The 13,078-nt window shown below is 47.8% G+C and carries 9 protein-coding genes; 5 read left to right on the top strand and 4 right to left on the bottom strand.

Annotated features, from left to right (window positions below):
• Window positions 1-400 precede the first annotated feature (400 nt).
• From Q1B47_RS01060 to Q1B47_RS01045, 4 genes are all read right to left on the bottom strand, one after another.
• Window positions 401-1,372 carry a phosphate ABC transporter substrate-binding protein PstS family protein gene (locus Q1B47_RS01060; RefSeq protein ID WP_299787262.1) on the bottom strand — a complete coding sequence of 324 codons (972 nt, stop codon included), beginning with the start codon at window positions 1,370-1,372 and terminating at the stop codon, window positions 401-403.
• A gap of 331 nt (window positions 1,373-1,703) precedes the next feature.
• The gene (gene phoR, locus Q1B47_RS01055) at window positions 1,704-3,023 is read right to left on the bottom strand and encodes a phosphate regulon sensor histidine kinase PhoR (RefSeq protein WP_299787259.1); all 1,320 of its coding nucleotides are present in this window, start codon (window positions 3,021-3,023) and stop codon (window positions 1,704-1,706) included.
• Window positions 3,024-3,124: 101 nt separating this feature from the next.
• The gene (gene phoB, locus Q1B47_RS01050; RefSeq protein ID WP_299787256.1) at window positions 3,125-3,814 is read right to left on the bottom strand and encodes a phosphate regulon transcriptional regulator PhoB; all 690 of its coding nucleotides are present in this window, start codon (window positions 3,812-3,814) and stop codon (window positions 3,125-3,127) included.
• 258 nt (window positions 3,815-4,072) lie between these two features.
• Complete coding sequence (locus tag Q1B47_RS01045) at window positions 4,073-5,017, bottom strand: porin (protein ID WP_299787253.1); 945 nt, start codon at window positions 5,015-5,017, stop codon at window positions 4,073-4,075.
• Between the two features lie 292 nt (window positions 5,018-5,309).
• Between Q1B47_RS01045 and rdgC the strand changes: the two genes are divergently transcribed.
• From rdgC to xni, 5 genes are all read left to right on the top strand, one after another.
• Window positions 5,310-6,221 carry a recombination-associated protein RdgC gene (rdgC, locus tag Q1B47_RS01040; RefSeq protein WP_299787250.1) on the top strand — a complete coding sequence of 304 codons (912 nt, stop codon included), beginning with the start codon at window positions 5,310-5,312 and terminating at the stop codon, window positions 6,219-6,221.
• A 571-nt stretch (window positions 6,222-6,792) separates the two neighbouring features.
• Window positions 6,793-8,949: a tetratricopeptide repeat protein gene (locus Q1B47_RS01035; protein WP_299787247.1), complete on the top strand. Its 2,157-nt coding sequence runs from the start codon at window positions 6,793-6,795 to the stop codon at window positions 8,947-8,949.
• Between the two features lie 140 nt (window positions 8,950-9,089).
• Window positions 9,090-10,646 carry a GGDEF domain-containing protein gene (locus tag Q1B47_RS01030; RefSeq protein ID WP_299787244.1) on the top strand — a complete coding sequence of 519 codons (1,557 nt, stop codon included), beginning with the start codon at window positions 9,090-9,092 and terminating at the stop codon, window positions 10,644-10,646.
• A gap of 111 nt (window positions 10,647-10,757) precedes the next feature.
• Window positions 10,758-12,110, top strand: coding sequence for a nucleotide 5'-monophosphate nucleosidase PpnN (gene ppnN, locus Q1B47_RS01025; protein WP_299787241.1), 1,353 nt, complete (start codon window positions 10,758-10,760; stop codon window positions 12,108-12,110).
• A 94-nt stretch (window positions 12,111-12,204) separates the two neighbouring features.
• Window positions 12,205-12,993, top strand: coding sequence for a flap endonuclease Xni (gene xni, locus Q1B47_RS01020; RefSeq protein ID WP_299787238.1), 789 nt, complete (start codon window positions 12,205-12,207; stop codon window positions 12,991-12,993).
• The last annotated feature ends 85 nt before the right edge of the window (window positions 12,994-13,078 follow it).

Here is a 13,078-nt window from a genome sequence, read left to right as displayed (position 1 = left end):
ACCACTGCGGTGAACTTTTCCGGATAACAGCACTCTGACTATATGAACCGGATTTATAGCTTATGTTGTTAGCACTAGCCTGTTATCGATTTCAGCTTTTTCATTGTTCATCATCATCTCCACTTTTGAGTAGTTTCTAGCGCAACGACTCAAGCTGTTCCGAATATTGGACATCCAGCGACCTTTTTAAGGTCGCTTTTTTTTTGCCTGAAATTTAAAAGGTAAAAAAGATAACGAGTTGAGAATTGAGAGTTGAGAGTTGAGAGTTGAGAGTTGAGAGTTGAGAGTTGAGAGTTGAGAAAGTATTCACGGCGAAAGCCGATTTTCAAGTACAAAAAAAGGCCTCCGATGAGGCCTTAAAGCACTTGATTGTGCGGGGGTAGAACTTATTGTTTAGCGGTTAAAGACGGATACCCGCTTTCGCTAGATCTTTAGCCGTTACACTGAGGGGCACTGGAACATAGCCATCTTTCTCAACAATTTGCTGACCTTGCTTCGACAACGCAAACTTCAGAAACTCACGGTCCATCGGCGACAGATCTTTGTTTGGATGTTTATTTACATAAACATAGAGGTAGCGGGACAGTGGGTAGGAGCCACTTGCCGCATTAGCAGCCGTCGCTTCGATATACTTAGTGCCTTTCTTGGAGATGGCGACAGCTTTAACGCCCGCAGTCTTGTAGCCGATGCCGGAGTAGCCGATGGCATTAAGCGATTGAGAGACCGACTGCACAACAGAGGCAGATCCCGGCTGCTCGTTAACATTGGCCTTGAAATCACCTTTACAAAGCCCCTTCTTCTTAAAGTAGCCATAGGTTCCGGAAACAGAGTTGCGGCCATATAGCTGCACATCTCTTGCAGACCAGCCCCCCTCGAGTCCAAGGTCACCCCAGCGCTTCACATCGTTGCCACCACACTTGTGGGTCGCAGAGAAGATACCGTCGATCTGCTCGATGCTAAGTCCCTTGATAGGGTTGTCTTTATGAACAAATACGGCAAGGGCATCGATAGCAACACGAATGGCCGTTGGTTGATAACCATAATGCTTCTCGAACGCCTCAACTTCATTTGGCTTCATCTTACGGCTCATAGGACCGAACTGAGAAGTGCCTTCTGTCAAAGCCGGTGGCGCAGTAGAGGAACCGGCCGCCTGAATCTGAATGTTCACATTAGGGTACATCTCTTTAAACTCTTCAGCCCAGAGTGTCATCATATTTGCCAGAGTATCTGAGCCAACCGATGATAGGTTACCCGATACACCACTTGTTTTTTCGTAAACAGGTAGCGACTGATCGATTGCAGCGATAGATGCTGCAGAGAATACACTAGCGGCTGTAAAACTTACCGCGCTGACAAGCTGTTTCAGTTTCATTCTTTGCTCCAGTATTAAGCGAACTTGCTAGATGTTGACTTACTAAGTGTCGACTTGCTAGCTGTTGGCTAGCGAGTTAAGTTGCAGCCAGTATCAGTTTCAATGATGACAAGTCTATTACCCGGATATGACACTTAGATGACAAGGACCAACTTATTAGAGGTTTATGCAGTTTTTTATTACCAAAGTAAGTAGATATACTGAAAACTGAAAAACAGGCCTTCAGGCCTGTTTTTCAGTCTCGGTATGTTTCTCGTTAAGCTCAATAACGAAATGTGAACCGATACCTGAACGGCCCTCTTCTCTTTTGGATAGAAGCTAACAGCTCGGGTTAATCCTCTGCAATCTCTGTATTGCTCTGACTTACGATTAGATTAACAGGGATAAGAAAACTAAATGTACTCCCCTTGCCCAATTCACTACTGATCAGCAGCTCGCTCTGGTGGTGACTGAGGGCATGCTTGGTAATGGCAAGCCCCAATCCTGTCCCCCCTTTTTGACGGGTTCGTGCACTATCGACACGGTAGAAACGCTCAGTCAGGCGGCCAATATGCTGTGGTGCGATACCATCACCGCTATCGGTGACGCTGAAGAGTCCTCCTGTCGCCACCCTTCTCCAACTAACATCTATCTTCCCTCCTGGCTCTGTGTATCGAATCGCATTAGAGATCAGATTAGAGCAGGCACTACGTAACTCAAGTTCATTTCCATAGAGGTGGAGATCGGGTTCGCAATAGAAGCTCAAGCCATATTCGTCCTGAGCGAGCGCATGAGCCTCCTCCTTCAACACCTCCATCAGGTGCGACATATTTACCGTCACCTCGAGGTTTATCTCTGCCGAATCCTCGATCCTGGAGAGTACCAATAACTGCTCAACCATAGAACGCATCCTGTTGGTCTGCTGCTGCATCTGCGCCACGGCTTTAACATTGGGTGACCCAGGCTCTGCCATCGCCTGCATCATCTCAAGGTACCCTTGCAGCACGGTCAGAGGGGTCTTGAGTTCATGGGAGACGTTGGCAACAAAATCTTTTCGCATCCCCTCCAGCTGTCTTACTCTGGTGATATCTCTGGCAATCAACAGGTACTGGCCAGAGCCATACCCCATCACCCTCACCTCAAGAATACGCCCATCAGCATGGGGAGAGGCGAGCTCCAGCGGCTCCTGATACTCGCCAAGCCTGAGGTAATTGGAAAAATCGGGATGACGCAACAAATTATCTATTCGCTGTCCACTGTCCAGCGGCCAAACAAACCCGAGCAGCAACTGAGCGAGTTTATTACACCAGATAATATTATGTTCAGAATCCAGCACCACAGCAGCATCAGGCAAGGCCTCGGCTCCCTGCCTGAAGCGACCTAGCAGGAAGGCGAGTTGAGACACCCGCTTCCTGTTCTTTCCCTGAAGCCGATAGATACCATTAAATACCCCTTCCCAGCTACCACGGCCGTTGGGAGGTGTTAAGCGCCTGTCACGCCACAACCAGAAATTGAGCCGGGAGAGTTGACGGTAATGCCAAAAAAGCAGTGCGATTGCACCGATTAGGAGTACCCAAACCACCTGACCGACAATGAGGCCCAGAATAAAACATAACAACAGATAGGTTATTAAGCGGGAAAGTAGCCGGTAACCAGAATATGAATCAAACATATGTATTGTGGGGCCATAAATAGAAGCTGGACACAAGATAACTTAAATCACCTCTGGTGCCCAACTTAACTTCATTTAACGTCATGCCGGCAAGCATAAAACTAGAGGCGCGTAGAGAAACGATATCCAGCACCACGGACGGTCTGAATCAAGCGGTCGTGGCCCGAAGGTTCTACGGCCTTGCGAAGCCGTCTTATGTGTACATCAACCGTTCTGTCCTCGACATAGACGTTGGTGCCCCATACGTTATCGAGTAACTGCTCCCGGCTATAAACACGCTCCGGATGGGTCATAAAGAAGTGCAGTAATCTGAACTCGGTCGGCCCCATATCCAGTACCTGTTCATCGACCATCACGCGATGGCTGGTAGGGTCCAGCATCAATCCCTGAACATCGATAGGCTCCTCCAGGCTGGTTGGCGAACTGCGACGCATCACGGCCTTTATCCTGGCGACCAGCTCTTTAGGTGAGAAAGGTTTAGTCATATAATCATCGGCGCCGACCTCAAGCCCCCTGACTTTATCCTCCTCCTCGCCCCTGGCGGTTAACATAATTATCGGGATCTTCCTGGTAAACTCATCCTGACGCAGGCGCTTTGCCAATTGAATACCGCTACCACCGGGGAACATCCAATCCAGCAGGATCAGATCCGGGTATGGTTCAGATAACATGTCCAGAGCTGACTCAAAATCTTCCGCAGCCGTAGTGGTAAAACCGTGCTGTTCCAGCACAAAGGTTAGCATCTCTCTGATAGCTAACTCATCTTCAACAATTAATATCCTAGCAGTCATATGCGATCTTCTATCCGATGAATGTTCACGCGTCTATTATTGGTCAGTAATATTACAAAATTATGATCGACAATCTTTATATTGTCATAAAGAGGCCCGACTTGTCATAAAACCCTCACATTGTCATATATGAACAACTACCGCTTTTGCATAAAAACTGTTCAGGTCAGTCATCCCAATGGGTAGAAAGCGGTAGACCGGAGAGAGAAACTAAAAAAGGAGGCCTAAGCCTCCTGATTTCATCTCTGGGGGGAGCAATCAGAACTTATGTTCCAGACCCAGGCCGAAGAATTTATCATCGTTTTCATCGCCCTCAAAGGCACGGTTCGAGTAGAAGGCAAACAATTTGGTAGGCTTACCTAACTTGTAATCACCTCCAACAGACCATGAGTCACCTTTGTTTTCCATATCCTGATACTGGGCCTTCAAAACCACGGCATCGATTTTATAGGCGGCACTCAACAGGTAACCTGTGTCGCTGTCATTAGACACTGACTGCCCGCCATCGAAGGTCTTCTCCTGCTGCTGATACATGCCGCCAATCTTCAGACCGGCAAGCTTTCCCTGAACCGTTGCACGTACAACCTCATAGCCCTTAACATCTGAATCATAGGCGATGGCCGCGTAGAGCGCAGACTTCTTCAGCTTAGCATCACCATACATGGCAGCAACACTGAAACCATCCTGACCTTGCTGATCGCTATCGCCTTCGGCAGCATAGGTAACACCCAGCTTAAAACCACTCATTGACGGCGTGATATAGGTGGCGGTCTGCGCAAGGCGGTTCTCGCCCTTAAACAAGTTCTTCAAATCAGCAGAAAGGTCATTGAATTGATCGACTTTACCCTGTGACTTTTTCAGCATAGTGTCGTTACGACCGACTGACACGGCTCCGAAACTGCCCTTAAGACCGACAAATTGATTACGAGCCTTGAAGTTCTCTTTGGTATCATCACCGGTATCGACCTCATACTCTATGGTATAGAAAGCTTCCAGAGAGCTACTGAGCTCAAATCCGCCCTTAACACCGAAACGAGAGGCGTTGCTCTGAATGGTTGTTGTTGCATCACCATCGACATCATTAGACTGAGCAGTGACATTCAGCTTACCGTAAACGGTGAGCGGCTCTGCAGCGTGCGCTGAAGCCAGAGTTGCAGTAACAAGCGCAGATGCCAGTAGAGTTTTACAGAAAACGTTCATCATATAATCCTTTCGACGTATCAGTTCGTCTTGGTTATTGGTTTGGACGAACGAGAGTTTGCAACGTTTCTGTTTCAGTTTTATTTCAATTCAACTCAAGCTCATCACTAAACGTAAATAAGCCTGGTCTGTCAGCGTTAAAAGTCATAGTTACCAAGGGTTACAGCGTAGCCGAGCAGAATATGACAGTTTCATGAATTATGTTTGACCCACTCATCTCGATAAATGTTTTTGCGGTTTACCAGAGCTGGACAATGGCTTACACTGCGCCTTTATTTATGATTGAGCGCTTATTATGTGGTTTAAAAATCTGACTGTTTACCGTTTTAATAAACCTTTCTCTGTTGATACAGAAGCTCTTGAAAAGTCATTGGAAGACTTCACATTCTCCCCATGCTCAAGCCAGGATATCAGCAAATTCGGTTTCTCCAATGCACTTGGAAAGCAAGGCCAGACTCTGGTACACAGTGCCAGCGAAAGGCACCTGATTTGCGCGACGAAAGAGGAAAAAATCCTTCCTTCACAGGTGATAAAAGAAGCCTTGGAAGAAAAAATATCTCAAATTGAGGCCGAAGAAGACCGCAAGCTGGCTAAGAAAGAGAAAGACGCGATGAAGGAGGAGATCGTCATGACTCTGCTACCTCGCGCCTTCACACGACGCAGCCAGATCCGGGCTCTGATCATTCCTGAAATTGAGATGATATTGGTCGATAGTTCGAGTGCGGCTAAATCTGAAGAGCTGCTGGCTCTGCTGCGCAAGGCGCTGGGCTCTCTGCCTATCGTTCCGTTGAGCTTTAAGACGCCAATAGAGACTCAGTTAACCGAGTGGTTGAAAAGCAACTCGACTCCGGCTCCCTTCATCATGCAAGATGAAGCCGAGCTCAAAACTGACTCGGATGAGGGCGGCATCGTTCGCTTTAAGCAGCAAGATCTTACCGAAGATGAGGTGCTCGCCCACCTTGAAGTGGGTAAGCAGGTTCATAAACTTGCACTGCACTTCGGCCAATCTATCGCTTTCCTTCTGCAGTCAGACGCCGGCATCAAACGTCTGAAATTCTCAGAGGAGTTCAGAGCGGGTAACGATGAAGTTGGTACAGAAGATCCTATGGCACGACTGGATGCCGACTTTGCGCTGATGGGCAGCGAGCTAATCGCCCTGATGAACTCTCTAGTCGAAGTACTGGGTGGTGTTGAGGATTCAATTTAACCCTTTTGTCCATCAGTTTTAAAAGGCGCCTGTGGCGCCTTTTTTATTAACTCTTCCCAGCCTGGCTGAGCCCCCCTGACCAAGGTTCAAAATAACAGCTTAGGATCACGCCACAGGCTTCACTCGGCGCCAGACTATCGCCCCAATCATTGCTGAGTCCACTTCAAAGCTGTTATGTCGCGAATCGCTCAATTATTCCAGTCAGTTCAACACTGCTTGAACTGTCTGCAGAATAATGGCTTAAAAGTTAAAATCGATGAGACAACAGGTTTCACTCTTGCTTGCTTCTGTTATTATTGTGTCTGTTTTTACGACATTCGACTGTAGCTTTAACAACAGCACAAGGATTGCTGAGCAATTCGAACAAGTAGAACTATAAACACTATTACTCATTGAATTTATTGACCGCTCGCTTTTCCCCGTTGAACAGAGGTTCCCGGAAAGGGGTTAGCTGGTTTTTATTATAATAATGCAGTCATCGGCTATCCTGAGCAGTAAAGGTAACCATGAGTTAACTGCAGTCGGTATACACAAAGTCCCCAATTGAGGGCAAGGTATCGGTACTCTATCTATGCGCACCATTTTTATCGCAATAACCCTCCTTCTCTGCTCGGCTATGGCCTATGCTCAAGAGCATATGGCAATCGAGATCAAGTTAAGAGAAGCGCCTACTCAGCTCTATGAAGAGGTTATTGCATCTGTCTCCTTACCCATACAGGCCAAAACCAGTGCCGAGTTCAGCCAGATATCACGCGAGCAGGGCTACAGCGTCGAGGAATTAAAGCAGAAAGTGCAGTTACTTGCGCGACTGTACCTGGATACCAGTATCAAAGCGACACATAAATACGCAAAAGCCGAGTCCCTGATCGAACTCCTGGAGATAATCGGTACCACAACCTACGATAAAGGCTACCTTGAGATGCTCAAGGGACGCTTTATCGCCCGAAGCACTCGTGATTTCAAAACGGCTATCCCCTTCTATAGTCAATCCATCAATACCATAATCGCCGAACAGGATATTCAGTCACAACTGCTGAAACTGCTGGATTACGATCATCTGGGAAATTTACATAGGATCATACGACAAGATAAGCCGGCCCTGGTACATCTGACCAAGTACCGGGAGGTCGCCTATCAACTCAGGGATAACTACTTTATCGCTCAGGCCGAGGCCTCCCTGGGAAATTTTTACAGCAAACGAAATCAACTCTCCGACGCCCTGCAGCACTATAGCGAAGCCTTACGACTGTCTAACCGACTCGACAGGCCCTTCCTTAAGGCCGATCTGCAACTTCAACTTGCCCGCGTGTATCGAGATCTGGAATTTTGGGATGAAGCACTTCAATATGCCCACGAAGCCGCTCAAGGATTTGAAAAGCTGGAGAAGAATGGCTATCGCTCTAACAGCATGACCGTCATGGCTATGGTACATGCCAATCAGGGCAACTGGAACCAAGCCATCGACTACTACCTCAATGCTCAGCAGCTGGATGTCAAAAATAAAAATATCACCGCCCAGGCATTAAACTTTCATAACCTTGGCGAGGCTTACTTCAATAATGGTGATAGCGCCACAGCCTTAGGGTTTCTGAAAAAATCCAACGCCCTCTTTATTGAACGAAAGAGTAAACACTATCAGGTATACAGCGACCTGCTGATCGCTCAGGTGGCCATTGGTGATAGTAATTGGCAGCTGGCCGATAAGCACGCGTCGATAGCGCTCTCGATAGCCGAAGAGTTATCCCTGCTAGATGAGCAGATAGAGGCCCTCGAATACTCGGCCAAGGCCCTGAGGGGATTGAAACAGTATGACGCTGCTTTTAACCTTGTCGATAAACTGATTGCCCTCTCTCAGGTGAAACAGGAGAAGGAGGCCCCCAAAAACAGTTACAGCCCCTCAATTCTGACGGAACAGAAACTAAAGCTGAAACTCAATCAATTAAAAACGGAGCAGGCTCAGAGTTCGGCTCAATTCGAGCGCACCCGAATCTCCCTGATCACGGCGCTGATCGTCACTTTTTTAATATCGCTCTTCTCTTTCGGACAGTGGCGCATCAGAGAAAAATTAACGGCGGAGCTGGCCCGGGTGAATGAAACCAATACCCAAGATCCCGTTAGCAGCCTGCCCGGATACAGAGGCTTTATCGAGACGCTCGACGATAAGCAGCTGGCTAAACCTGAGTCCATCGCCCTGCTCTCTTTGACGGATCAATTAAATAACGACATCACTCAAGGTATCGATTACAACAGCGGCATTGTCGCTGAGCAGTTGAACGCGCTCTCCGGCTGCTTTTCGGGTCAGGCTTATCTGGTGAGACCGGGACTCTTTGTTCTCTCGATCAGAGAATCCGTATCGGCCGCAGAGTTGTTGAGCAGATGCCGTTCGGCCATAGATACTGTTCAGGGTAAGGGCTGTATTCATATGGGATTCCTTCCACTCCCCCTGCTCAGTGATCCCCAGATAAAACTGACTCCCGAACTCCATTTCGGCGCCGCTCAGATGACCCTGGCAGCCGCACAAAGTTTGGGAGCCGGGAGCGATTACTTTGTTACCATCAAGGCACTCGATTTTGCCCCGTCGGCCATCTTCTCAACCCCGCTCTACCTGCACTTAGGAAAAGGGGTCGCCAGGGGGCTGCTAAAGGTTGAAACCAACGGCAATAAGCAAAAAATTAGTTGGCCGGTCTGGGAAAATGATGAAAATTCCAAACCGGCACCAGTTATTTAATTAAAATGCTTAATATATGTCTCTATATGGTAAATCAAATTTGCACTCCAAAAGGATTGCTATACCATTAATGATACTTGTTTGAGTTTGTATATAAGTACCGCTCTCTTTTGTCAGGACCAAGTAGGACGTGATTATCAATGAAGGATTCGATGGCGAGCATTTCTCAACTCAGTTTGTTAAAACAAAAACTTCATTCTGCAAAAGTTGCCCTTGAAGAGGTGACGGAAGATAACAATGAAAAGTTACAAACACTGCTCCAATTCATCGGTCACTTAAGCCTCGCCTGTAAAGGACAAAACCTGGAGTTAGATAATAAGCTGGCTAAACTGAGACACCAGCTGACCACTTCAGATAATGTCGAAGAGTCTCTCCCGGAACTCGTCGAAGTAGAACAACTCCTAAAGCATCAATATAACCACGTCATGGTTCAACTCGAAGACAGCAGAGCCAGTCTGTCCAGAGTCATCAGACAGATCCAACGTGTTGAATCTGTTCCGGATAAAGTAAAAAAAGAGATCAACTACTATAAGAAAGATCTCACCAAGCCTTTCCATACGTTTTGGGACTATATTCCCAAGGTCGAACAACTTGTCGGCTTTTACGAAACGATTCTGGAAGAGCAGCTGGCTCAGGGTGAAAAACTGGTGGTGCAGCCCAAGCACCGGCAGCTGGCCCACGAGCTGGCCAATATGATATCGGAGGTTGAGTTCAGAAAGGATCAGCGAGATCAGGTGCTGGTGATTAAAGAGACACTGGCTAACGATATCGAAGTCGATAGCTTGATCGACTCCTATCAGCGTATTCTCAGCTTGCTGCTCGACAATATCGCACGTGAGAAATCCGCTTCTCAGGAGTTTCTGTTTGCCCTCAACGATTCACTGTCGGCTGTAAGAGAGGTGGTAACCGACTCATATAACAATACCCAACGTAGTTTTCAGCTTAAAAAGCAACTTAACCGCGAGATCAGCTCAAGAGTGGACGATGTCGGTGAAGCCATCATAGATATCGATGATATTCAAAGCCTCAAGTCTCAGGTCACAGAACAGCTGGCCTCGATACGCACCGCCCTCGGGCGTAAAGATGCACTGGAAGATCGTGAACAGACTCTGCTGCGTAAGTCGATGGAGACGATGCGCAAAGAGCTTAATGATCTCAGCAAAGAAGCCAACACCTATAAAGAGCGCCTGTTCGAGCAACAAAAGCTCAACCTGCTTGACACCCTGACTCAGCTCCCTAACCGCGCCGCCCTCGAAGAGCGAATGGAGCAGGAGTTCCGTAACTTTCAGCGCCAGAAGCTGCCCCTTTGGGTGGCCGTCGCCGATATCGATCACTTTAAGACAATTAATGATAACTTTGGCCATAGCACCGGGGATAAAACCCTGCAAGTCATTGCTATGGCTTTAAAAAACTCCCTTCGAGATACCGAGTTTGTCGCACGTTATGGTGGTGAAGAGTTTGTTCTTATCATCCCCGATGTGAATGCCGAAGATATTGAACATCTTTTAAACAGAGTAAGGGAAAAAGTAAAAAGTATCCCCTTTAAGTTTAAAAATCAGCGGATTACAGTTACAGTATCTATAGGTGCCGCACAAATTTTGGAAAATGAGCTCATCAATGAAACCTTTGAAAGAGCCGATGCGGCACTCTATCGAGCCAAACATGAAAGCAGAGACAGAGTTATCATCGACGTGTAAGCCTATCTGATTCAGCCAGCTCCTACATGAAGAACCGGGCTTGTCACCTATTTGGTTTTAAGGTGCTCTTACAACACATCCATGAACTCCAGTCACAGCTAAGGAGTTACTATGATAGTAAAAGTCAGCCCGAGAGGAAGCATGGATCAGCTTTCTCAACTCGAAGTCGACCGCGTAAAACAGAGTGCCAAAAGCGAACTCTACCAGCTTTTTCGTAACTGCTCCCTCGCCGTACTCGCATCAGGGATTAAGGGCGATAATGCCGAAGATCTTTTCAAACAGTTCAGTAACTACAACATTAATGTCCTTCGCCGGGAACGCGGCATCAAGATTGAGCTGGTAAACCCACCGGAAGAAGCCTTTGTCGACGGCAAGATCATTGCCGGGATCCAGGAGCACCTGTTTGCCGTACTGAGAGATATTGTCTACCTCAGTGATAAATACGAAAACCTCAGACATATCAATCTGACTAACTCCAGCCATGTTACCAATGTCGTTTTCGACATACTGCGAAACGGGCGGGTCATCCCCTTCGAAGATCCCAACGTGGTGGTCTGCTGGGGAGGACACAGTATCAATGCCGACGAATACCAATATACCCGTGAAGTCGGCTATGAGCTTGGTCTGAGAGAGATGAATATCTGTACCGGCTGCGGGCCCGGTGCCATGGAGGGGCCAATGAAAGGCGCGACCATAGGTCACTCCAAGCAACGCATCAGCCAGGCCCGCTATATCGGACTGACCGAGCCCAGCATCATTGCCGCCGAGCCGCCAAACCCCATAGTAAACGAGCTGGTTATTCTGCCCGATATCGAGAAACGACTGGAGGCCTTCGTCCGCCTCGGACATGGCGTAGTGATCTTCCCCGGCGGTGCCGGCACGGCAGAGGAGTTACTCTACCTGTTAGGCATATTGCTTAATAAAGAGAACGAACAGATGCCCTTCCCGCTGATATTAACCGGGCCTAAGGAGAGCGCCGAATACTTCCTCAAGATCGATGAGTTTATTGGCGCAACCTTAGGTGAAGAGGCTCAGTCAAAATATGAAATAGTGATAGATGATCCGGTACGGGTCGCGAGGATCATGAGCCATGGTATGGACGTGATCAAGGATCACCGCAAAAGCTCAGGTGACTCCTATCAATATAACTGGTCACTCAAGATCGAACCTGAGTTCCAACTGCCATTTATCCCGACTCATGAGATGATGGGCAATCTGAATCTGCACTACCAGCCCAATAAGGCCGAACTCGCGGCGAACCTGCGCAGAGCTTTTTCAGGCATCGTTGCCGGTAACGTGAAAATGGACACCATCAGCAGCGTAGCAAAAGAGGGACCGTTCCAGCTCAAGGGGGACCCGGACCTGATGGCGCTACTGGATAAGCTGTTAAGCGCATTCGTGAAACAGCAGAGAATGAAATTACCGGGGAGAGAATACATTCCCTGCTATAAGGTAAACACCTAATGGCTTTCGGCTATCGGCAATATCCGGCCGATAGCCTGTTATCAGCGGCTGACGGACTACCTTTCTTTCGGCCATACTCAAAAAATAGAGATAAATGAACAGATTTCTAATAATTGATGGTATGAACCTGGTTCGCCGAATGCATGCAGCCCAACCCAATGAAAACGATGTCAACGGGCTCGACATTCGGCTGGGTTCGGCCTGTAATAAACTGATTAACTATCACCAGCCAAGTCATGTGGCGATCGTCTGGGATGGTGATGAAGTGTCCTGGAGAAAACAGCTTTTTGAGGACTATAAGAAAGGCCGTAAGCCAATGCCGCAGGCCCTGTCACAGGCCCTTCCTTCATTAAAATCTTACCTCGCCGGTCTCAATATCAACTCGATAGATGCCGCATCTGAGGCCGATGATGTTATCGCAACTTTGGCGAGCAAATTAGCCGACAGTGGTGGCAGAGCCATCATAGTCTCCACCGATAAAGGCTTTACCCAGCTTGGTAACCCCAATATCCGGCAGTGGGATCACTTCAGCCAGGATTACCTGACAATCCGGGAGCGTGAGAAGAAGCTGGGTGTCGAACATTCGCAATTTATCGACTACCTTGCTCTGGCAGGCGATAGCGGCAACAAGATCCCCGGCGTACCTGGGATCGGGCCGAAATCTGCCGTCGAGCTGCTGAGAACTTTTCGCTCCTTAGCCAATATTTACGCCTCACTGGATAAGGTCGGCGCTAAACAGGCTAAAAAGCTCGAGGCCGGCAAACAGATGGCAAGAATGAGTTATAAACTCGTGCAACTTAAAACCGACATGCCGTTGAATATCAATCTTAGCCAGTTCAGGCTGCCGAATCCGGAAACTGGTGCAGACAGCAAAAGAATGTAAACATAAAGTTACTCTATTGTGATTTACCAACAACAACTAAGAGGGTATCTTATTACAGCACGCTGAATTATATTATTCACCCTAG

Origin of the sequence: uncultured Shewanella sp., from assembly GCF_947501225.1 — a bacterium.
Lineage (GTDB): Bacteria > Pseudomonadota > Gammaproteobacteria > Enterobacterales > Shewanellaceae > Shewanella.
Note: the sequence above shows the minus strand (reverse complement) of the source record. Positions and strands in the feature narration are given on the sequence as shown.